The organism is Streptomyces sp. HNM0575 (assembly GCF_012726265.1).
Lineage (GTDB): Bacteria > Actinomycetota > Actinomycetes > Streptomycetales > Streptomycetaceae > Streptomyces.
In genome coordinates, this window is record NZ_JAASAG010000004.1 from 432,810 (window position 1) to 452,372 (window position 19,563).

Genomic DNA, 19,563 nt, shown 5'->3' on the forward strand with positions numbered 1-19,563 from the left:
CGGGAACTGTGACCTTGCCTACCCCTGGGCCCGCCGGAGCACTGGCTCAACTCAATCACGGCGGCAGTGCGGCGACGCCGTCGGTGACCGCGCTGTCACCGTGCCGAGACCGCGGAGGAGGGTCAAGGAACGGGCCGCAGGATGCGACAACAATCACGGGACGCTGCCGCCGGCGCACGGACCGCCGCCGGCGTCCCGGCGGTCCTCACGGCTCTCCTCCCCGCTCTCCCCCGCCTCCAGCGCCGAGCCCAGAGCCGCGATGACGTCGGCCTTGCGCGGCTGCCCGTACGCGCGGCTCACCTCGCGTCCGGCGGCGTCCAGCACGAGCACCGCCGGGGTGCGCAGGATGCCCGACTCCCGTACGAGCGCGAGGTGTTCCTCGGCGTCGATCTCCGCGTGGCCCACACCCGGCACCATCCCGCTCACCTCGCGCAGGATCCGCCGGGTCGCGCGGCACGGCTGGCAGAAGGCGCTGGAGAACTGCACCAGGGTCGCCCGCCGGCCGAGGGCTTCGGGGCCGAGGACCCCGGCGGTCCCGCCCCCGCCCGGCGCCGGGCGCGCGCCTCCCGGACGGACGTCTCCGTCTCCTGCCGCCTGCCCCACTCCGCTCTCCCTCGTCCCTCGGGCCCGTCTCCCGGGTCTTGCGTATCGCCTGCCGCGTCGCCTGCCGCGTCATGTCCGCGTCTCGCGCCCCCGCGTCTTCGCAGTGTGCAGCACATGCCACATGTACGGGCATTCCCGCCCGCCCCGGTACAGGCCACGGAGCTGCGGCGCCCCGGGTGTAGCCATCGGCAGGCCGATGAGGAACCATCGGCGGCGCACCGAAGTTACGCATCCGTAGGTATGGCTGCGCACCTGGCGGGAGCCGCTCCCTCCCAGGACCGACAGGAAGGGCTCCCCATGGCAGAACTCGTCTATCCCCCGGTGATCGCCACGGCTCGCGCCTGGTTCAAGGCTCTCGATCTGCGCTTCGACATCCAGGGCAGCGAGCACATACCGCGCCGCGGCGGTGCCGTGCTGGTGAGCAATCACATCAGCTATCTGGACTTCGTCTTCACCGGCCTCGCGGCCCTGCCCGCGAAGCGGCTCGTGCGCTTCATGGCGAAGGAGTCGGTGTTCCGGCACAAGGTCTCCGGGCCGCTGATGCGGGCGATGAAGCACATACCCGTCGACCGCTCGCAGGGGGAGGGCGCGTACAGACATGCGCTGAAGGCCCTGGACGGGGGCGAGGTCATCGGTGTCTTCCCGGAGGCCACCATCTCCCGGTCGTTCACGCTGAAGGACTTCAAGTCCGGTGCGGCCCGGCTGGCGCAGGAGGCGCGGGTGCCGCTCGTGCCGATGGCGCTGTGGGGCACGCAGCGGCTGTGGACCAAGGGACACAAGCGGAACTTCGGGCGGAACCACTTCCCGGTGGGCATCCGCGTCGGCGAGCCCCTGCACACCGCGGCGGGCGAAGCGGCGACGGCGCTCACCTCCCGGCTGCGCGGGCGCATACAGGATCTGCTGGAGGCGGCGCAGCGCGCCTACCCGGGCACTCCGGACGGGCCGCACGACACGTGGTGGCTGCCCGCCCACATGGGCGGCACCGCACCGACACCGGCGGAGGCGCAGGCGATGTAGCACGCCCGCGGTCCCGGGTGACGGCGGGCGGCGCGGGAGGCCGTACGGGAAGGAGGGCGGTACGGGGAGGGAGGCCGTGCGGACCGGCGCGGAAGCGGCGCCGGTCAGCGGCCCATCTCCTCGTGGAGGGCGGCGACGAAGCCGTCGACGTCTTCCGGGGTGGTGTCGAAGGAGCACATCCAGCGCACGTCGCCCGCGGCCTCGTCCCAGAAGTAGAAGCGGTAGCGCTTCTGAAGGCGCTCGCTGACGTCGTGGGGCAGCCGCGCGAAGACGGCGTTCGCCTGCACCGGGTACCGGACCTCGACGCCGCCGACGTCCTTGACGCCCTCCGCGAGGCGGCGGGCCATGGCGTTGGAGTGCCGGGCGTTGCGCAGCCACAGGTCGCCGGAGAGCAGCGCGTCCCACTGCGCCGATATGAAGCGCATCTTGGAGGCCAGCTGCATCGACAGCTTGCGCAGGTGCTTCATCGCCCCTACCGCGTCGGGGTCGAGTACGACGACGGCCTCGCCGAAGAGCATGCCGTTCTTGGTGCCGCCGAGGGAGACCACGTCGACTCCGGCGGCGTTGGTGAAGGCCCGCATGGGTCTGTCGAGCGCCGCCGCGGCATTGGCGATGCGGGCACCGTCGAGATGGACCTTCATGCCGCGCTCGTGCGCGTGGTCGCAGATCGCCCTGATCTCCTCCACCGTGTAGACGGTGCCGAGTTCGCTGCTCTGGGTGATGGAGACGACCTGCGGCATCGCGCGGTGCTCGTCGTCCCAGCCGTGCGCCTCCCGGTCGATCAGCTCGGGCGTGAGCTTGCCGTCCTCGGTGGGCACGGTCAGCAGCTTCAGCCCGCCGACCCGTTCGGGAGCGCCGCACTCGTCGACGTGGATGTGCGCGCTGTCGGCGCAGACGACCGCGCCCCAGCGGTCGGTGAGGGCCTGGAGCGAGATCACGTTGGCGCCCGTGCCGTTGAAGACCGGGTAGGCCTCCGCGCGCGGGCCGAAGTGGCTGCGCACGGTCTGCTGGAGGCGGGCCGTGTACTCGTCGGCGCCGTAGGCGGGCTGGTGCCCGCCGTTCGCGAGGGCGAGCGCCGCCAGGATCTCGGGGTGCGCGCCCGCGTAGTTGTCGCTGGCGAATCCGCGGATCCCGGGGTCGTGGCGGCGCTTGGCGTCGGTCGCGTCCGCGGTCAGGGCTTCGGGGTCAGCCACAGGCGTTGTCCGTTCACTTCCTCGGTGGGCTTGCTCCACGTACCGGCGATGGTGTCGGCGAGGTCCTTGACGTCGGTGAAGCCGGCGAACTTGGCCTTGGGGCGGTCGGCACGCATCTGATCGTTCACCAGGGCCTTGACGACCAGGATGGCAGCAGCCGCGGGCGGTCCCTGCTCACCCCCCGCCTTGCGGAAGGCGTCGCCGAGGGCCAGCGTCCACGCCTCGGCGGCCGCCTTCGACGCGGAGTACGCGGCGTTGCCGGCCGTCGGGATGCTCGCGCCGGCGGCACTGACCAGCAGGAAGCGCCCGTTGCCGCTGCGGGCCAGCGGCCCCTCGAAGGCGAGCGAGGTGTGCTGCACCGTGCGGATCAGCAGATCGTGCAGCGTCTCCCAGTGCGCGAGGTCGGTCTCGGCGAACGTCGCCGAGCCCCGCCAGCCGCCCACGAGGTGCACCAGCCCGTGCACCTTCCCGAACTCCTTCTCCGTGCGGGAGGACCATTCGCGGGTCGCCGCCGGATCGAGCAGGTCGACCGTCTCGCCTGTGACGGTGGCGCCGCCGTGGGCGAAACGGGCGGCGTCGACGGCCTCGGCGAGGCGACCGACGTCGGAGTCGGCCGCGACGACCGTGGCGCCCTCCTCGGCGAGGCGGAGCAGGGCCGCGGCGCCCGCGGGGCCCGCCGCGCCGGCGACGGCGATGACGGACCCTTCGAGGCTCCCCTTGCCGTTGCCCCGGTATCCACGTGCCGTCGTGCTGGTCATGCCTGTGCCTCCTGGTCCTCGGCGCCCCGCCGCCTGCCCGTTCCGTACACCGCTTGCGTCCGCCCGTGTGCTCAGGCAGCGGCCTGCACGGGGGTGTCCGCGGTGATGCCCTTGGTCGATGCGATCACGGAACGGAGCTTCTTCGCGAGGGCCTCGTAGAACATGCTCAGCGGAAACTCATCCGGAAGCACATCGTCCACGAGCTTGCGGGGAGGCAGGGTCAGGTCGAGGGCGTCGGGGCCCTTGGCCCACCTGGAGCCGGGGTGCGGCGAGAGATAGCGGGAGACCAGCTCGTACGCCTTGAACCAGTGGACGATCTTGGGCCGGTCGATGCCCGCCCGGTAGAGCGTCTCGATCTCCTCGCGCAGCCGGACGGTGACCTGGCGCGCCTGGTCCCAGTCGACGGCGAGCTTGTTGTCGGTCCAGCGCAGGGCGCCGTGCTGGTGGAGGTAGGCGAAGAGGAGCTGGCCGCCCAGACCGTCGTAGTTGCGGTTGCGCTCGCCGGTCACCGGGAAGCGGAAGAGCCGGTCGAGCAGCACCGCGAACTGCACGTCGCGGCCCTGCGGATAACCCTCGGCCTCCAGGCGTACGCCCTCGTGGAAGGCGGTCAGGTCACAGCGCAGCTCCTCCAGCCCGTACATCCAGAACGGCTGCCGCTGCTTGATCATGAACGGGTCGAAGGGCAGATCGCCATGGCTGTGCGTGCGGTCGTGGATCATGTCCCACAGCACGAACGTCTGCTGGCAGCGCGCCTGGTCGGACACCAGCCCCCGGGCGGGCTCGGGGAGTTCGAGGCTGGTGACGTCGCAGGCGGCGTCGACGACGCGGCGGAAGCGTGCCGCCTCGCGGTCGCAGAAGATGCCGCCCCAGGAGAAGCGGGGAGGGGCCTCGCGCACGGCGACGGTCTCGGGGAAGAGGACGGCGGAGTTGGTGTCGTAGCCCGAGGTGAAGTCCTCGAAGGTGATGCCGCAGAACAGCGGGTTGTCGTAGCGGGAGCGCTCCAGCTCGGCGAGCCAGTCGGGCCAGACCATGCGCAGCACGACGGCTTCGAGATTGCGGTCCGGGTTGCCGTTCTGGGTGTACATGGGGAAGACGACCAGGTGCTGGAGCCCGTCGCGGCGGTCCTGTGCGGGCTGGAAGGCGAGCAGGGAGTCGAGGAAGTCGGGGACGCCGAAGCCGTCGGCGGCCCAGCGGCGCAGGTCGGCCACGAGCGCATCGTGGTAGGCGGCGTCGTGCGGCAGCAGCGCCGCCAGGTCACGCACGGCGTCGCAGATCTGCTCCACGCCGGCTTCGACGGCCGTACGGGACGGCGCGCCCTCCGCCTCGAAGTCGATCGAGCCGTCCTTCGACTGTGCGGGACGGACGGCCTCGACGGCGTCCTTCAGCACCGCCCATGCCGGGTGTTCGACCACGCGCCCGGCGGGCGCACCGACGGCGTCCGCGGCCTTGGACGAAAGCATTTCCGTCATGACTACCCCTCCACAGAAGAACCTGGCGTCATGAAAAAGGTAGCCGGGCGCGGTCGCCCCCTCAAGTGGAGAGGCAGGAAATTATCCTTCCGAACCCCCACCATGGCCGTCGATCTTCCTGTCAGATGCGGTGGAGGCAATGACTTTGCCCAGTCCGGCCATGGCCTCCGAGGCGTCCGGCAGCAGTTCGCCGACGCCGAGGAATCCGTGGAACATCCCCGGGAAGTGCGCCTCGGTCACGGGCACCCCGCACTCGCGCAGCTTCGCCGCGTACGCGCGCCCCTCGTCGCACAGCGGATCGCAGCCCGCGGTGACCACGTGCGCCGGCGGCAGCCCCGACAGATCGGCCCTCAGCGGCGCCGCGTGGTGGTGGGTGAGATCGCCGGGCGAGCCGAAGTACTGGGCGCCGTACCAGCGCATCGCCGTCTCGGTGAGGAAGTAGCCCTCCGCGTTGACCCGGCGGGACTCCGTGTCGGCGGCTGGGTCCGTGGACGGATAGATCAGCAGCTGGTGCGCGATCGCCGGGCCGCCGCGCTCGCGGGCCATGAGCGTGCACGCGGCGGCGAGATTGCCGCCCGCGCTGTCGCCCGCGACCAGCAGGGCGCCCGGGTCGCCGCCCAGGTCCGCGATGTTCTCCGCCGCCCAGCACAGCGCCGCGTACGCGTCGTCGGCCGGCTCGGGGAAGCGGGCCTCCGGTGCGAGCCGGTAGCCGACGGAGACGATCACGGCGCCGGAGGCGCGGCACATCGCACGGACCGTCGAGTCGTGCGAGTCGAGACTTCCGAGGACCCAGCCGCCGCCGTGGAGGAAGACCACCGTCGGCGTCCCGCCGGGGGCGGACCCCTCCTCGTGCGGGCGGTAGACGCGCACCGGCACCTCGGGCGCCCCCTCGGGCCCGGGGACCAGCCGGTCGGACACCTCGCCCACCGGTGGCAGGTGCGGCGGCTGCGGCATGGTGAGGGCGAGTATGCGGCGCGCTTCGGCCGCGTCGTGGACGGTCGCTCCGACATCGGGGAACACGGCCGCCATGGCCTCCATCACCTCGCGGGCTCCGGGGGCGAGGCGCTCGTAGCCGTGGGACGCGGTGCTGCCGCTCACGTTGGTGCTCCTTCGTCGCTCGGGTGGGGTGCTCCGGCGCGCCGGGCGGGTGCGGTGCGCTTCGAGGTGCGCTTCGGGGCGTGCTTCGGCGTCTGCTCTGGAGCGTGCTTCTGGTCGCCGGGGCATTCTCCGGGTCGCCGCGGGCGGCGTTACGGGCGGGGCGGGCCGGACTGCCGCCGCGGGGCCGGGAGTTCGGCGCGTACCGGTTCCGCGCGTACGGGTTCCGCGGGCACACGTGCTGTGCGTACATGTGCCGTGCGTACGGACGTGCCCGGCCTCCGTCGGCCGTTCGTCCCGTGTACGTCGCGTGCACGTCGTCTCCGCTTCACGGCCCGGCACCGGCGCACGGGGACGGTGGGGCAGGGGCGGCTAGTCTGTGCGCCGCGCACGTCACCGCGTGCGCCGTCACCGCAAGGGAAGAGAGAGGGTGCCGTGTCACTGCTCACCGTCGGCCACCGCGGGGTGATGGGCGTCGAGCCCGAGAACACCCTGCGCTCCTTCGTACGTGCCGAGCGCGAGGGGTTCGACGTCATCGAACTCGATCTGCATCTGAGCAAGGACGGCGAGCTGGTGGTGATGCACGACGCCGACATCTCGCGTACGACGGACGGTTCGGGCGCCATCGGCGACTTCACGCTGGCGGAGCTGCGCGAGTTCGACGCCGGCGAGGGCGAGCGCATCCCCGTCTTCCAGGAGGTCGTCGAGGCCGTGGGCTCTCCGCTCCAGGCCGAGATCAAGGACCGTGCGGCGGCCCGCGTGCTCAGCGCGGCCATCAGTGAACTCGGGCTGCACGACCGCGTCACCGTCATCTCCTTCCACGACGAGGCGCTGCGCGAGACCCGCGAGCACCTGCCCGAGATGCCGCTCGTCCTGGTGACCGGCCGCTCGACGCCCACGGCGCCCGAACGCGCCCGCGAACTGGGCGCGTTCATGGTCTCGTGCGAACTGGAGTGGCTGGAGGCGGAGACCGTGGAGCGCTGCCACGCCCACGGGATCAAGGTCATCACCTGGACCGTCAACACCGACGAGGAGCTGGCCCGGGTGCGCGAGCTGGGCCTCGACGGCCTGGTGACCGATATGCCGGAGATCAAGACGGCTGCACGCCGAGCTTCTTGACCAGCAGCTCGAAGGCGAGGTCCGCCCGCTGCGGGATCCCGTACCGCTCGTCCCCGTACGGGAAGGGCGTGATCTCGCCGGTGCGGCTGTAGCCACGGCGCTCGTACCACGCGATGAGGTCCTCGCGCTGACGGATCACCGTCATCTGCATCTCGCCGGAGCCCCACTCGGCGGCCACGGTGCGTTCGGCCTCCGCCAGTACGGCCTTGCCGAGTCCGGCTCCCTGGAGTTCGGGGCGTACGGCGAACATGCCGAAGTACGCCGCGTCCCCGCGCCTCTCCAGCTGGCAGCAGGCCACCAGCGTCCCGCCCCGCTCGACGGCGAGCATGATGCTGCCGGGCGCGGTGACCACGGCGCCGACACCCTCCGGGTCGGTGCGCTGCCCTCCCAGCAGGTCCGCCTCGGTGGTCCAGCCGGCGCGGCTGGACTCGCCGCGGTAGGCCGACTCCAGGAGCGCCACGAGCGCGTCCACGTCCTCGCCCGCGGCGACCCGGAAGGCCAGTTCGCCGGTCTCCTCGACGTTTTCGCGGGTCTCCTCGACGTTCTCCATGGTGAGGGACCTTAATACCCCGCCGCCCGGATTAGGGTCGGTCTGCATGGTGGACGTACTGAGCAGCCGCATCCTGCTGCGGCCGACCGACCCGGAGCGGACGCGGACCTTCTACGGGCGGACGCTGGGCCTCGCGGTGTGCCGCGAGTTCGGGACGGGTCCTGAGCGCGGCACGGTCTACTTCCTGGGCGGCGGGCATCTGGAGGTCTCCGGGCGCTCGGACTCCCCGCCCGCACCGGGCCTCCAGCTGTGGTTGCAGGTGCGGGACGCCGAGGCGGCCCACCGCGAGCTGCGCGAGGCCGGGGCCCCGGTGCTGCGGGAGCCCGTACGGGAGCCGTGGGGGCTCGTCGAGATGTGGATCGCCGATCCGGACGGCGTGCGCATCTGCGTCGTCGAGGTTCCGGGCGATCATCCGATGCGCTACCGGCCGGGGATCTGAACTCCCCCGCGGGCGGGACCGGTTCCGGGCGCGGTCCCGGCTCCGGCTCCGAAACCGGGACCGGGACCGGCTCCGGGCGCACCCGGGAGAGCGCCCGGGTCCCGCCGGGCTTCCCGCCCGCCCCCTGAGCGCTCCCTCGTTGCGCCCCTGCGCTCGCGTGTGACGACACCGGCAGGGGCAGCCTTCCTGCGGGAGCGAGCGGGGAGGTCGGTGGTGTGCACGGCTCGGCGACGATCGGCTGGCTGCTGACGGCAGCGTGCGCGTTCGTCGCCGGGATGTGCCTGCTGCGCGCAGAGGGTGCCGGGGGGATGCGGCGGCGCACCGCCAGGAGCGAGGCCCTGATGGGGCTGGGGATGGCGGCGATGGCGCTGCCCGGCAGCGTGGCCGGGAGACTGTCCCCGCTCGTCTTCCTGGTGTTTTTCGGGACGGTGGGCGTGCGGGAACTGGCGCAGTTCAGGGAGGGGCTGCGCCGTGCCGTACCGGCGAGTGGGCCGGGTTCGGATCCGGGAGGGGGCCAGGTCTCTGGGGCGGGACCAGGAGCGGATCCGGAACAGGCGGAGCACGTCCACCACCTCCATCACCTCGTGGGCGCGCTGGCGATGATCTACATGGCGCTGGCGATGCCGGCGGCGCACGGCGCGGCCTCCGGCGGTCCCGCGGCGGCGGACGCCGCCGGTGCCGGACTCCCCCTGCTGACCGGGGCGCTGCTGCTCTACTACGCGGGCTATGTGCTGTGTACGGGACTCCGGCTGCTGCCGGACACGGGCGCCGGGGTCCTGAGAGCCGCCGCAGGCACGGGGGTCCTGAGAGCCGCCGCGGGCACGGGCCCCGGCCTCACCACCGGCCCGGCCGCAGGCCGCGCGCCTGCCCGCGCCGGCCGCCCCGCGCACGGTCTCGCACGCGAACTCCCGTGCCTGGCCCCCGCATGCCGAGTCGCCATGGCCACGGGCATGTTGGCGATGCTGCTGATGCTGTGAGACGTCCCGCCGGGCTTCCCGTGAGGCGTCGGTCACTTCTGCACGGGTGCGCATACCGCGCCGAGGTCACCGGCTCATAGTCTGGCGACCATGTTGGTCCCGCTGGCGCTGCTCGTCCTCGGCGGGCTGGCCGCCGCGGTCGCCCCGCGCGTCCTGGCCCGTTCCTCCTGGCCGGAGCGCGAACCCGTGCTCGGGCTGTGGGTGTGGCAGTGCGTCGTCGTCGCCGTGCTGCTGTGCTGCGTGCTGGCCATGGCGTTCTCGGCCGCCGCGGCCTGGCAGGTCGTACGGGGCCATGTCTTCGCACCGGCGCCGAGCGGCGTCGAGGAGGCCTACGGCCTCGGTCTCGGCTCATACGGTCCCTGGGCGGGAGCCCTCGCGGTGCTGCTGGCCTGCGGCGGCGCCTGGACGGGTGCGATGCTGCTGCGCGAGGTGCACGAGGCGCGGTTGCGCCGGCGCCGGCGCCACGCCGAACTCCGCCTGAGGGCACCCCGGTTGCCCGGTGAGAAGTCCGCGGAGGCCGACCGGCTGGTGGTGCTGGAAGGGGAGAAGCCGGAGGCCTGGTGGCTGCCGGGCGGCCCCTCGGACGGAGCGGCACGGCTCGTCGTCACCACGGCCGCGCTGCGCCGCCTGAAGGGCCGGCAGCTGGACGCCGTGCTGGAACACGAGCAGGGCCACGCCCGTGCCCGGCACGACTGGCTGATGCACTGTTCCGCCGCGCTCGCGGCCGGCTTCCCCCGGGTGCCGGTCTTCGCCGCGTTCCGCGACCAGGTGCACGCACTGGCCGAGATGGCCGCCGACGACGCCGCCTCGCGGCGGTACGGACGGCTGACGACCGCGCTGGCGCTGGTCGAACTCAACGAGGCCAGCGGGGTGTTCGGACCGGCGCCGACGCCGCTGGCCCAGGTCCCCCACCGGGTGCACCGGCTGCTGGCCGCCGCTCCCCGGCTGACCGTCTCCCGCCGCCTGCGGATGACCGCGGCCGCGGTCCTCGTACCGGCCGTGCCCCTCCTGGTGGCCTTCGTGCCGGGACTCTCCGCGCTGCGATAGCCCTCCGGCGGCCGGTGGGCGAAGATCGACGCATGCACGGACCGAAGGACCGCCCGGCTCCCACTCCCCCGGCGTCTGCCGCTGCCGCCAACTCCCCCGCGCGCGTGGCCCCTTGGCTGTGGACCGCGGCGGCGCCGGCGGCGGCCGGTTCGGCGCTGGTGGTGCTCGTCGCGGCCGGCTGGCGGCCGCTGCTCGCGGTGGACCGTACGGTCGCGGACAGGCTGCACGCCCAGGCGCTCGCCCATCCGGCCTGGACCGAGGCCAACCGGATCCTCAGCGACTGGGTATGGGACACCGTGACGATGCGGCTGCTGGTGCTCGCTGCCGCTGTGTGGGTGTGGCTGCGCGGGGAGCGGCTGCTGGCGGTGTGGTGTGCCGGAACCGCCGCCGCCGGCACGGGAGTTCAGCAGGGGCTCAAGTCGCTGGTGGACCGGGAGCGCCCCCGGTGGCAGCACCCGGTCGACTCGGCGCACTTCTCCGCCATGCCCTCGGGTCACGTCCTGACCGCGGCGCTCGCCTGCACCCTGCTGGTCTGGCTGGTGCAACGGTCGGGCGCGGGCGCGCCGTTGCGCGCAGCAGTGCTCGCCGCGGCCTGGCTGTCCGTCGCCGGTGTGTGCCTCACGCGTCTCGTGCTGGGCGTGCACTGGCTTACGGACACCCTTGCCGGGGCGGCGCTGGGCGTCGCGCTGGCCGCGGTGGCAGCCGGTTCGTTCAACTCGCTGGAGAACAGGGGCGGTTGGCGGCGCAGCGCGGGCACGCGCACGGAGGCGGACGCCGGCTGACGCGAGCAGACGGCGCTCTCCGGGGCCCGGCCCGCTCCGCCCGCGTTCCGCGCCTCAGGGCTCGGCGACGTCGGTGTGGATGGCGAGCTTGAACTGCGCGTGCATGAGCGGCGTGGCGATCTTCTTGTCGCCCTTGCCGCGCGCGGAGACCTTCAGGCCGAGCGGCACGCCGGGGTGGACGAAGAACTGCCACATGTACGACTTGTACTGGCCGCCGCCGGTCTCCGCCGCGTCCGTCGTCGCCGTCGAGTCGTATCCGTCGCCGAGCGGATCGCGCACGAACCGGGCGCGGTACTCGTGCGGGTCGCCGTCCTTCTCCCAGTGGACCATCGCCGAGACGAAGCCCCAGCCCTCGTGGCTGGGATGGATCAGGCCCGAGTGCGCGTCGGGGAACCGGGAGGTGTCGCCGTCGCGCTCCGCCGCGTGCATGTTCCAGGGGTCGTACGACTCCTGCTCCCCGTAAGGGAATCGGACCAGGTAATAGCCGTCGTCGTCGTACTTCACCTGCTGCGAGCCGGAGGACTTCTCTGCATCCCAGATGAGCGAGACGACCGCTAACGACATGGGCTCTCCTCGTGGGCCACGGTCACCGGAAGATCGCGGAACGGCCGGTGGAGGAGCGTCGGGCCCGCGCGGGTCCCGTACGTCCGCCCCGGTGTGTTCCACATCTCATTTTATTGCTTGTCCGGCTTTCAACAACGGTCCGCGCAACGGGAGTTGGGCGCTTTCGCGCGCTGGATTCCGAGTGGCGTGCCGGGTCCCCCGGTGCTCGGAGCGAGGGCGGCACGGAGGGCCCGTGGAGGGTGCGGCGGGCCGAAGAGGCAGGCAGATAGCCGGTATTGGGCGATCCCCCGCGTCGCCCAATACCGGCGGCCGCGCCGGAAGCAGCCTGGTCGGGGGCGTGCGTCCGAAGTCTCCGCGAGTATATTGGCTGGGAGCCAGTCAACATAGGAGTTCACAGGATGTCCCCTCGGAGCGCTTCGGTCAATGAGGAGTTGCGTCGGCGCTCCCGGGAACGACTGCTTCAGGCTACGGTCGATCTCGTCGGCGAGCGGGGGTTCGAGGCGACGACCCTGGGGGCCATCGCGGACCGCGCGGGCTCGGCGCGCGGGCTGATCTCGTACTACTTCCCCGGGAAGCGCGAGCTCTTCCAGTCCGCCGTGCACCGGCTGATGCACCTCACGCTCGACGAGGCCCTGAGGCGGGCACCGGCGCCGGAAGGCACGGGCGCGGGCGACGAGGCGCTGGCACGGGCCATCGACGCGGTGCTCGGGCTGGCCGAGGACCGCCCCGTGCTGATGCGAGCCCACATGGCGGGGATCCTCCAGCAGGAGGGGTTCGTCCAGTGCCCCGAGCAGCAGCGGCTGGCGGCGCTGCTGAAGGAGGCCGTCACGCTCTATGGCTCGCCCGATCCGGACACGGACTACCCGTTGCTGCGGGCGCTGCTGATGGGCGCCGTCGTGGCGGTGCTGCTGCCCGGGGCGCCGATGCCGATGGCCCGGCTGCGCGCCGAGCTGTTCGCACGTTACGAGCTGGACTGGGAGCTGGGCAGCCCGCCGCAGGAGAGCCCCGAGATCCCCGCGGGCGACGAACAGCGTCCGCCCGCACGGCAGTTGACCCGGATCCGTTATCCGGCGGCCGTGATCCCGGAGCCGCGGCCGGAGCCCGCGGAAGCGCCGGAGGCCGATGCCGAGGAGGGGGCCGGGGGCGGGGCCGGAGCCGGGGCGCGGGCGGCGTCGGAGCCGTACGAGCTGCTGCGCCAGACCAGGCCGGCCGCCGAGCCGCCGCAGAAGCCCTCGGCGAACTGAGGTCCGGGGCGCGCCGGTTCGCCCGGTGCGCCCGTGCGGCGCGTTCTGTTCGCTCCGTTCGTCCGCCGACGGCACACCGGGCCCGCTTCCGTCCCGCCGCCGGTCCGCCGCCGCCTCGCTCCCGGTGGGTGCCAGCGAGCCGAGGGGCGGCACACGCGCCGCCCTCACCTGCGACGACGCACGCAGCGGCGCCATTGTCAGTGGCCGGGTGCAGACTGTGCCCACCTCGAAACCCCGGACAATGACGTCATGGAGGCGGGATCAGACATGTCAGACGTACTTCTCGCAGTGGGCACCCGTAAGGGGCTGTTCCTCGCCAGACGGCCGGTGGGCGGACGGCGGGCGGCGGACTGGGAGTTCGACGGTCCGCACTTCAACGCCCAGGCGGTCTACTCGGTCGCCCTCGACACCCGGCCCGCCTCCGGTCCCAGAATCCTCGTCGGCGGTGACAGCTCGCACTGGGGGCCGTCGGTCTTCCACTCCGACGATCTGGGCTCGACGTGGACGGAGCCGCCCGCTCCGGCGGTGAAGTTCCCGCAGGACACCGAGGTGTCGCTGGAGCGGGTCTGGCAGCTCCAGCCGGGCGGAGCCGACGAGCCTGACGTGGTGTGGGCGGGGACCGAGCCGGGCGCCCTGTTCCGCTCCGAGGACGGCGGGGTCAGCTTCGAGCTGGTGCGCGGGCTGTGGGATCACCCCACGCGCAAGGACTGGGTGCCGGGAGGCGGCGGCCTGGGCCTGCACACCATCCTCATCGACCCGAGGAACGCCCGCAGGATGACCGTGGCGGTCTCGACCGGCGGCGCGTACCGCACGGGCGACGCGGGCGAGAGCTGGGAGCCGTGCAATCGCGGCGTGGAGGCGGTCTTCCTCCCGGAGCCCATGCGCTTCCCGGAGTACGGGCAGTGCGTGCACAAGGTGGCGCGTGACGCCGAGGACCCCGACCGGCTGTATCTACAGAACCACTGGGGCGTCTACCGCAGCGACGACGAGGGGACGAACTGGACGCCCATCGGCGGCAGTCTCCCGTCCGACTTCGGCTTCCCCGTGGTCAGCCATCCGCGTCGCGGCGGCGTCGCATATGTCTTCCCGCTCAACGCGGACTCCGACCGCGTCCCGGCCGAGCGCCGCTGCCGGGTGCACCGTACCGACGACGCGGGCGCCAGCTGGCAGGAGCTGGGTGCCGGTCTGCCGGAGTCGGCGCACTACGGCCCGGTGCTGCGTGACGCGATGTGCACCGACGGCGCCGACCCGGCGGGAATCTACTTCGGCAACCGCAACGGCGAGGTGTTCGCCAGCCCCGACGAGGGCGAGCACTGGCGGCAGTTGGCCGGGCACCTTCCCGATGTGCTGTGCGTGCGGGCGGCGGTCGTCGGCTGAAGCGGCCGCATCGGGCCGGGCCCTGACGATCTGTCCGGGCCGAGGGAGGGGAGGGTGCCGGGAAGATGATCGGCAGGGACTGCGCGGCCTCGCGGAGGCAGTAGAGTAACCGCCCGTGGCTGCACGACCGTTGAATGAGATCGTCGAACCAGGCTGGGCCAAGGCGCTGGAGCCCGTCGCCGAACGGGTCGCGTCCATGGGCGAGTTCCTCCGCGCGGAGATCGCCGCAGGGAGAACCTATCTCCCCGCGGGGGAGAACGTATTGCGCGCCTTTCAGCAGCCGTTCGACGAGGTGCGGGTCCTCATCGTCGGACAGGACCCGTATCCGACGCCCGGGCATGCCGTGGGCCTGTCGTTCTCGGTCGCGCCGGACGTACGTCCGCTGCCGGGCAGTCTGGAGAACATCTTCCGGGAGCTGAACAGCGACCTCGGGCTGCCCCGTCCGTCCAACGGCGATCTGACGCCGTGGACGCGGCAGGGCGTGCTGCTGCTCAACAGGGCGCTGACGACAGCGCCGCGCAGCCCGGGCGCCCACCGCGGCAAGGGCTGGGAAGAGGTCACGGAGCAGGCGATCCGCGCGCTCGTCGCCCGCGAGCGGCCGCTGGTCTCGGTGCTGTGGGGACGTGACGCGCGGAATCTCCGCGGGCTGCTCCAGAGCCGGCCGGTCGTGGAATCCTCGCATCCTTCGCCGATGTCGGCGGACCGCGGCTTCTTCGGCTCGCGGCCGTTCAGCCGCGTCAACGACCTCCTCGCCCAGCAGGGAGCCGACCCGGTGGACTGGAAACTGCCGTGACGGCCCGCGAGTCCGGCCGGGGCGCGACGTCGCCGGACGGACCCGCCACGGAACGGGTGTGGGTGCTGGGTGCCGACTCGGGCGGTTCGGGTCTGCGCGTCGCCCTTGCCGACGCCGCGCGCCCCGGATCGACTCCCGAGGCCGCGGGCACGGTCACATCGTCCGAGCCGGTGCGCACCGGCGCCGACGGCATCGACGCCGAGCACATGCTGGCTCAACTGGTGCCCGCCGCCCGGCGGTTGCTGGCTGACGCCGGGGCGCGAGGCGCAGGCCTGGCCGCGGTGTGCGTGGGGGCCGCCGGGATGGCGACCCTCGGCGCGGGGCTGCGGGCGACGCTTCCGGCAGTCCTCGCGCGGGAGTTCGGCGCCCGGCACGTGGCGCTGGCGGCCGACGCGGTGACCGCGTACGCGGGTGCGCTCGGGGAGTCTCCGGGGGCGGTGGTGGCCGGCGGCACGGGACTGATCGCCATGGGCACCGATCTGCGCGGCTGGCGGCGCGCCGACGGCTGGGGCCATCTGCTGGGCGACTGCGGCGGCGGCGCCTGGATCGGGCAGGCCGGACTCCAGGCCGCGATGCGCGAGTTCGACGGCCGGGAGGGCGGCTCGCAGCCGCTCAGGGAGCGTGCCGAGGAGCGCTTCGGCGCACCGCTGAGCGGGCTGCCCGCACAGCTCTACCCCCGTACGGACAGACCGGCCGTGCTCGCCTCCTTCGCTCCCGACGTCGCCGCCTGCGCCACGGCGGGCGACCCCGTCGCAGCGGCTGTGATGCGTGCGGCGGCCCACGAGATCGCGGATGCCGCGGCTGCCGCGTGCCCCGGGGCGGAGGGCGCCGTGGTCGGCCTGACAGGTGGCCTGTTCCGCATCGGTACGCCGCTGTTGGAGCCGCTGGAGGCGGAGCTGGAGCGGCGGCTGCCGCGTGCCCGCCGGCTGCTCTCCCCCGAGGGCGGCCCGCTGGACGGGGCGCTGCTCGTCGCCGCCCGGCTCACCGAGGGTGCGCTGCGGCTGCCCTCCGATCCGGCGCTGCTGTCCACCAGTTGAGAAATCGGCGTCGAATTCCGGCAAAGGCCAACATCTCACCCCCAGGATCAAAAGGGCATTTCAGGCCAGTCTCCCCCGCTTGAACTGCCGGGTCCCGCAAGGCATTAACATGCGGGCGCATGAGCTCCCCCACTGACCCGGACAACGGCCTGCCAGTGCGAATGCCGCGTCCACGCAGGCCCGGAAGGCACCGCAAACCGGAGCCTGTAGTTGCACCAGAGAACGCCCCCGCACTGGTACTCGCCGTGCCCGGCACCCCCTCCGGCACCGTCCGCAGCATCGCCGAGGAGATCCTCAGCATCGCCCGCTCGGAGTTGCCGGGAATGGACGCCCGGATCGGTTACGTGGAGGGCGACGGCGAGGAGTACCCGACCCTCGGCGGCGTGCTGGCGCAGACCGCCGCGGACCAGCAGGCCGCGGAGGAACGTGCCGCCGAACTGGCCGCCGTCGAGGCCGCCGCGGCGGCCGAGGAGGGCGGGGACCGCGGTGACGCCGAGAACGGCGCCGCCACCGCCGCCCACCGCGCCCCGAAGACCGGTGCCGAGGAACGTCTCGTCGCCCTCGTCATCCCGCTGCTCGCCGGGCCCGACGCCGCAGGCATGCGCCAGATACGGCAGGCGGTCCTCTCCAGCGGCACGGGCGCCGAACTCACCGATGTGCTCGGCCCGCACCCGCTGCTGGCCGAAGGCGTGCACGTGAAGCTCTCCGAGGCGGGCCTCGCACGCGCGGACCGGGCCCGGCTCTTCACAGTCGCGACCGCCGCGGACGGCATCATCCTCGCCTCCGTCGGCGGCGAGGAGGCCGTGCAGGCGGCCGGCATCACCGGCATGCTGCTGGCCGCGCGTCTCGCCGTCCCCGTGCTCGCCGCCGGGCTCGACGAGGAGGGCGCCGTGGCGCGCGTCGCGGAGCAGCTGCGCGAGGCCGGCTCCCAGCAACTCGCCGTCGCGCCCTGTCTCATCGGCCCGGAGGTACCGGCCGGGCTGCTCGACGCGGCGGCCGCCGAGGCGGGCTGCGCCGTGGCCGAACCGCTGGGTGCGTACCCGGCGGTGGGCAAGCTGGTGGCGTCGACGTACGCGGCCAAGCTGGGCATACCGCACCAGCAGTCGCCGCAGGGCCTGGCCGCGCGCTGACGCGGCGGACGGCGGCCGGGGTGAGCTCTCCGGCGCGCGTGTCCGCTCGCGCGCCGGTATGGAACGGAGGCGGTGCGCCCGTCGGGGAGGACAGGGCGCGCCGCCTCTTCGCTGCCCCGGAGACGCCCGCCGGCAGCGCCCGGAATGCGGCCGCGGCCCTGCGCACGGGCCGCCCGCGCTGAAGTTCTCCCGTACATATGGCGCTCCCGTACATACGGCTGTCCCGTACGTACGGCACTTCCGTACGTACGGCCCGCCCGTGCGTTCAGCCGAAGACGACGCAGCTCGCGGCCGGTGCGGCGATGCTGCCCGCCCGGTGCGGGGTGCCGGTGGCCGGGTCGATGTCGAACCAAGTGACGTCGCCGGAGCGTTCGTTGGCCGCGTAGAGGAGGCGGCCCGACGGGTGCAGGGCGAGATCGCGCGGCCAGTGCCCGCCGCACGGCACGGTCCCGGCGAGTTCCATGGAGTCGCCGGAAGCGGCCATGTCGAACACCGAGACGCTGTCGTGGCCGCGGTTGGCGGCCCATGCGAAGCGGCCGTCGCGCGAGACGACGAACTCCGAGGGGTAGTTGCGCTCCGGTGCGGCGCTGCCCGGCACGGTGGCGGTCTCGTGCAGCGCTTCGAGGGTGCCGGTGGCGGCGTCCCAACTGCACACCGTCACCGACGAGTCGAGCTCGCCGACGATGTAGGCGTGGGTCCCGTCCGGGTGGAAGACCAGGTGCCGGGGGCCGGTTCCGGGGCGAAGCGGCGCCTCCGCGTACGGCAGCGGTTCGCCCTCCGGGCAGGCCTCCCGCAGGTCGTAGATCCACACGGAGTCCGTGCCGAGGTCTACGGCGAGCAGCCAGCGGCCTGACGGGTCGGGAACCACCGCGTGCGCGTGCGGGCCCTCCTGACGCTGCGTCTCCGGGCCGCCGCCGGTGTGCTGGTGGACGGAGGCGCGGCTGCCGAGGGTGCCGTCGGCGCGTACGGGAAGCGCGCTGATGCTTCCGGAGCCGTAGTTGGCGGTGACGAGGTGCCCGGCGGCGACGGTCAGATGGGTCGGGCCCGCGCCCCTCACGGGTGTGGGCTCCCCCAGCAGTGCGGGTCTGTCCCGGTCGGCGAGGGAGAAGGCCGCGGCGCCGCCGGTGTCGCGCTCGCTGACCGCGTAGAGGTGGCCGCCGGGGCTGCCCGGACCGCCCGGGCCGTGGGCCACGACGAGATACGACGGGTCGGGCACGAGGGTCTCGGTGTGGTGCAAGGCCGTCAGCGCGCCGCTTCCGGGGTCGAGCGCCGCGGTGGTGACGCCCCGGCCGCCTGCCGATGTGAACGATCCGATGTACGCCCTGTCGGCCCACTGCCCGTCCGCTCCGCTCACCGCGCTGCCCTTCCCCTACGAGAGATCCGCGATCTTGGGCCGACCGTAGCAGCGCGTGCCGGAGCAGGGGCGTACTCGATCACAACCGCACCAGGTCCGCGGAGGCTCCGCCAGACAGTCGCGGTCCGCCCATGGCGCGGGGTCCGCTCACGGCGCGGGGTCCGCTCACGGCGCCGGGTCCGCTCACGCCCGTCGGCGGACGCCGACCGCGCGGCCCGGCCGTTCGTGCGCTGCGCTCGTCGTGCACCCTGGTGGCCATGGACAGCTCCCCCGCCACCGCCGTGATCTTCGACCTCGACGGCACGCTCGTGGACAGCGAGCCGCACTACTACGAGGCGGGGCGGCGGGTGCTCGCCGCCCACGGGGTCCCGGAGTTCAGCTGGGCCGAGCACACGCGGTTCATCGGCATCGGCACCCGGGAGACGATGGAGACGCTGCGCGCCGAGCACGGGATCGCCGCGCCCGTGGAGCAGTTGCTGGCGGAGAAGAACCGCAGCTATCTGGAGCTGGCCGGGCGTTCGGCACAGGTCTTTCCCGCGATGCGGACACTCGTGGAGCAACTGCACGCCGCCTCATACCCGTTGGCGGTGGCCTCCGGTTCCTCGCCGGAGGCGGTCCACGCGGTGCTGGAGTGCGCGGGTCTGGCGGAACTGCTGCCGGTACGGGTCTCGGCCGAGGAGGTCGGACGCGGGAAGCCGGAGCCCGACGTCTTCCTGGAGGCGGCGCGGCGGCTGGGTGTGCCGCCGGGCGGCTGCGCCGTGGTGGAGGACGCGCCTGCCGGGGCGGAGGCGGCACGCCGGGCGGGGATGCGGTGCGTGGCCGTCCCATATGTGCGGGGGACGGAGACGGACCCGGCGTTCGCCTCGGCGGGGCTGCTGTTCGCGGGCGGCCAGGACGAGTTCGACCCTCGGCGGGCGTACGACTGGATCACGGGCGGCGAGGGCTGACGGGCACGGGCGTCATGAGCCGGGGCGCCCCCGCTCCGGGCCGCGCTCGGCCGACCGCACGCCAACTC

20 protein-coding genes are annotated in these 19,563 nt (G+C 73.2%); 12 read left to right on the top strand and 8 right to left on the bottom strand.

What is annotated here, in order from left to right; all coding sequences use genetic code 11:
- Positions 1-153 precede the first annotated feature (153 nt).
- Positions 154-603, bottom strand: coding sequence for a thioredoxin family protein (locus HCC61_RS31500; RefSeq protein WP_346777168.1), 450 nt, complete (start codon positions 601-603; stop codon positions 154-156).
- 297 nt (positions 604-900) lie between these two features.
- Here HCC61_RS31500 and HCC61_RS13125 point away from each other — a divergent pair, with 297 nt between their 5' ends.
- Entirely contained in the window at positions 901-1,620 is a 720-nt protein-coding gene (locus HCC61_RS13125; protein WP_169135556.1) for a lysophospholipid acyltransferase family protein, read from the top strand.
- A gap of 104 nt (positions 1,621-1,724) precedes the next feature.
- Here HCC61_RS13125 and HCC61_RS13130 read toward each other — a convergent pair whose 3' ends face one another.
- The 4 genes from HCC61_RS13130 to HCC61_RS13145 all read right to left on the bottom strand — a co-directional run bounded on the left by HCC61_RS13130 (position 1,725) and on the right by HCC61_RS13145 (position 6,138).
- Positions 1,725-2,813 carry a low specificity L-threonine aldolase gene (locus HCC61_RS13130; RefSeq protein ID WP_346777169.1) on the bottom strand — a complete coding sequence of 363 codons (1,089 nt, stop codon included), beginning with the start codon at positions 2,811-2,813 and terminating at the stop codon, positions 1,725-1,727.
- A complete protein-coding gene (locus tag HCC61_RS13135; RefSeq protein ID WP_169135557.1) occupies positions 2,792-3,571 on the bottom strand; it encodes an SDR family NAD(P)-dependent oxidoreductase in 780 nt (259 codons plus the stop codon). The genes HCC61_RS13130 and HCC61_RS13135 overlap by 22 nt, the downstream gene beginning before the upstream one ends.
- Before the next feature lie 71 nt (positions 3,572-3,642).
- Positions 3,643-5,040 carry a DUF6421 family protein gene (locus HCC61_RS13140; protein WP_169135558.1) on the bottom strand — a complete coding sequence of 466 codons (1,398 nt, stop codon included), beginning with the start codon at positions 5,038-5,040 and terminating at the stop codon, positions 3,643-3,645.
- Between the two features lie 81 nt (positions 5,041-5,121).
- Positions 5,122-6,138, bottom strand: a complete 1,017-nt coding sequence (locus HCC61_RS13145; RefSeq protein ID WP_346777170.1) for an alpha/beta hydrolase — start codon at positions 6,136-6,138, stop codon at positions 5,122-5,124.
- A gap of 432 nt (positions 6,139-6,570) precedes the next feature.
- Here HCC61_RS13145 and HCC61_RS13150 point away from each other — a divergent pair, with 432 nt between their 5' ends.
- Positions 6,571-7,254: a glycerophosphodiester phosphodiesterase family protein gene (locus HCC61_RS13150; RefSeq protein ID WP_169135559.1), complete on the top strand. Its 684-nt coding sequence runs from the start codon at positions 6,571-6,573 to the stop codon at positions 7,252-7,254.
- Here the strand turns inward: HCC61_RS13150 and HCC61_RS13155 are convergent.
- Positions 7,226-7,804 (bottom strand): GNAT family N-acetyltransferase, encoded by a 579-nt coding sequence (locus HCC61_RS13155; RefSeq protein WP_169135560.1) that lies wholly within the window; start codon positions 7,802-7,804, stop codon positions 7,226-7,228. The two genes, HCC61_RS13150 and HCC61_RS13155, sit on opposite strands and share 29 nt — an antisense overlap.
- A gap of 46 nt (positions 7,805-7,850) precedes the next feature.
- Between HCC61_RS13155 and HCC61_RS13160 the strand changes: the two genes are divergently transcribed.
- From HCC61_RS13160 to HCC61_RS13175, 4 genes are all read left to right on the top strand, one after another.
- Positions 7,851-8,243 carry a VOC family protein gene (locus tag HCC61_RS13160; protein ID WP_169135561.1) on the top strand — a complete coding sequence of 131 codons (393 nt, stop codon included), beginning with the start codon at positions 7,851-7,853 and terminating at the stop codon, positions 8,241-8,243.
- 215 nt (positions 8,244-8,458) lie between these two features.
- Positions 8,459-9,220: a DUF5134 domain-containing protein gene (locus tag HCC61_RS13165; protein WP_169135562.1), complete on the top strand. Its 762-nt coding sequence runs from the start codon at positions 8,459-8,461 to the stop codon at positions 9,218-9,220.
- 90 nt (positions 9,221-9,310) lie between these two features.
- Positions 9,311-10,267, top strand: coding sequence for a M56 family metallopeptidase (locus HCC61_RS13170; RefSeq protein ID WP_169135563.1), 957 nt, complete (start codon positions 9,311-9,313; stop codon positions 10,265-10,267).
- Positions 10,268-10,299: 32 nt separating this feature from the next.
- Positions 10,300-11,049: a phosphatase PAP2 family protein gene (locus HCC61_RS13175; RefSeq protein ID WP_169135564.1), complete on the top strand. Its 750-nt coding sequence runs from the start codon at positions 10,300-10,302 to the stop codon at positions 11,047-11,049.
- A 54-nt stretch (positions 11,050-11,103) separates the two neighbouring features.
- Here HCC61_RS13175 and HCC61_RS13180 read toward each other — a convergent pair whose 3' ends face one another.
- On the bottom strand, positions 11,104-11,613 hold the full coding sequence (locus HCC61_RS13180; RefSeq protein WP_169135565.1) for a hypothetical protein: 510 nt from the start codon (positions 11,611-11,613) through the stop codon (positions 11,104-11,106).
- A gap of 398 nt (positions 11,614-12,011) precedes the next feature.
- Between HCC61_RS13180 and HCC61_RS13185 the strand changes: the two genes are divergently transcribed.
- The 5 genes from HCC61_RS13185 to HCC61_RS13205 all read left to right on the top strand — a co-directional run bounded on the left by HCC61_RS13185 (position 12,012) and on the right by HCC61_RS13205 (position 17,194).
- Complete coding sequence (locus HCC61_RS13185) at positions 12,012-12,857, top strand: TetR/AcrR family transcriptional regulator (protein WP_240968934.1); 846 nt, start codon at positions 12,012-12,014, stop codon at positions 12,855-12,857.
- 267 nt (positions 12,858-13,124) lie between these two features.
- Positions 13,125-14,234 carry an exo-alpha-sialidase gene (locus tag HCC61_RS13190; protein WP_169135566.1) on the top strand — a complete coding sequence of 370 codons (1,110 nt, stop codon included), beginning with the start codon at positions 13,125-13,127 and terminating at the stop codon, positions 14,232-14,234.
- A 115-nt stretch (positions 14,235-14,349) separates the two neighbouring features.
- Positions 14,350-15,027 (top strand): uracil-DNA glycosylase, encoded by a 678-nt coding sequence (locus HCC61_RS13195; protein ID WP_169135567.1) that lies wholly within the window; start codon positions 14,350-14,352, stop codon positions 15,025-15,027.
- 56 nt (positions 15,028-15,083) lie between these two features.
- Positions 15,084-16,064: a BadF/BadG/BcrA/BcrD ATPase family protein gene (locus HCC61_RS13200; protein ID WP_346777179.1), complete on the top strand. Its 981-nt coding sequence runs from the start codon at positions 15,084-15,086 to the stop codon at positions 16,062-16,064.
- Positions 16,065-16,183: 119 nt separating this feature from the next.
- Positions 16,184-17,194, top strand: coding sequence for a hypothetical protein (locus HCC61_RS13205; RefSeq protein WP_206322406.1), 1,011 nt, complete (start codon positions 16,184-16,186; stop codon positions 17,192-17,194).
- A 265-nt stretch (positions 17,195-17,459) separates the two neighbouring features.
- On the opposite strand, the gene HCC61_RS13210 is transcribed toward HCC61_RS13205, so the two are convergent.
- Positions 17,460-18,548, bottom strand: a complete 1,089-nt coding sequence (locus HCC61_RS13210) for a lactonase family protein (RefSeq protein WP_169135569.1) — start codon at positions 18,546-18,548, stop codon at positions 17,460-17,462.
- Positions 18,549-18,805: 257 nt separating this feature from the next.
- Here HCC61_RS13210 and HCC61_RS13215 point away from each other — a divergent pair, with 257 nt between their 5' ends.
- Complete coding sequence (locus HCC61_RS13215) at positions 18,806-19,495, top strand: HAD family phosphatase (RefSeq protein WP_169135570.1); 690 nt, start codon at positions 18,806-18,808, stop codon at positions 19,493-19,495.
- The last annotated feature ends 68 nt before the right edge of the window (positions 19,496-19,563 follow it).

Excerpts from the sequence above, each read along its gene's own strand:
- HCC61_RS13190 (WP_169135566.1), top strand. The coding sequence starts at position 13,125 with ATGTCAGACGTACTTCTCGCAGTGGGCACCCGTAAGGGGCTGTTCCTC.
- HCC61_RS13160 (WP_169135561.1), top strand. The coding sequence starts at position 7,851 with ATGGTGGACGTACTGAGCAGCCGCATCCTGCTGCGGCCGACCGACCCG.
- HCC61_RS13215 (WP_169135570.1), top strand. The coding sequence starts at position 18,806 with ATGGACAGCTCCCCCGCCACCGCCGTGATCTTCGACCTCGACGGCACG.
- HCC61_RS13175 (WP_169135564.1), top strand. The coding sequence starts at position 10,300 with ATGCACGGACCGAAGGACCGCCCGGCTCCCACTCCCCCGGCGTCTGCC.
- HCC61_RS13135 (WP_169135557.1), bottom strand. The coding sequence starts at position 3,571 with ATGACCAGCACGACGGCACGTGGATACCGGGGCAACGGCAAGGGGAGC.
- HCC61_RS13180 (WP_169135565.1), bottom strand. The coding sequence starts at position 11,613 with ATGTCGTTAGCGGTCGTCTCGCTCATCTGGGATGCAGAGAAGTCCTCC.
- HCC61_RS13170 (WP_169135563.1), top strand. The coding sequence starts at position 9,311 with ATGTTGGTCCCGCTGGCGCTGCTCGTCCTCGGCGGGCTGGCCGCCGCG.
- HCC61_RS13205 (WP_206322406.1), top strand. The coding sequence starts at position 16,184 with ATGAGCTCCCCCACTGACCCGGACAACGGCCTGCCAGTGCGAATGCCG.
- HCC61_RS13155 (WP_169135560.1), bottom strand. The coding sequence starts at position 7,804 with ATGGAGAACGTCGAGGAGACCCGCGAAAACGTCGAGGAGACCGGCGAA.
- HCC61_RS13125 (WP_169135556.1), top strand. The coding sequence starts at position 901 with ATGGCAGAACTCGTCTATCCCCCGGTGATCGCCACGGCTCGCGCCTGG.
- HCC61_RS13185 (WP_240968934.1), top strand. The coding sequence starts at position 12,012 with ATGTCCCCTCGGAGCGCTTCGGTCAATGAGGAGTTGCGTCGGCGCTCC.
- HCC61_RS13140 (WP_169135558.1), bottom strand. The coding sequence starts at position 5,040 with ATGACGGAAATGCTTTCGTCCAAGGCCGCGGACGCCGTCGGTGCGCCC.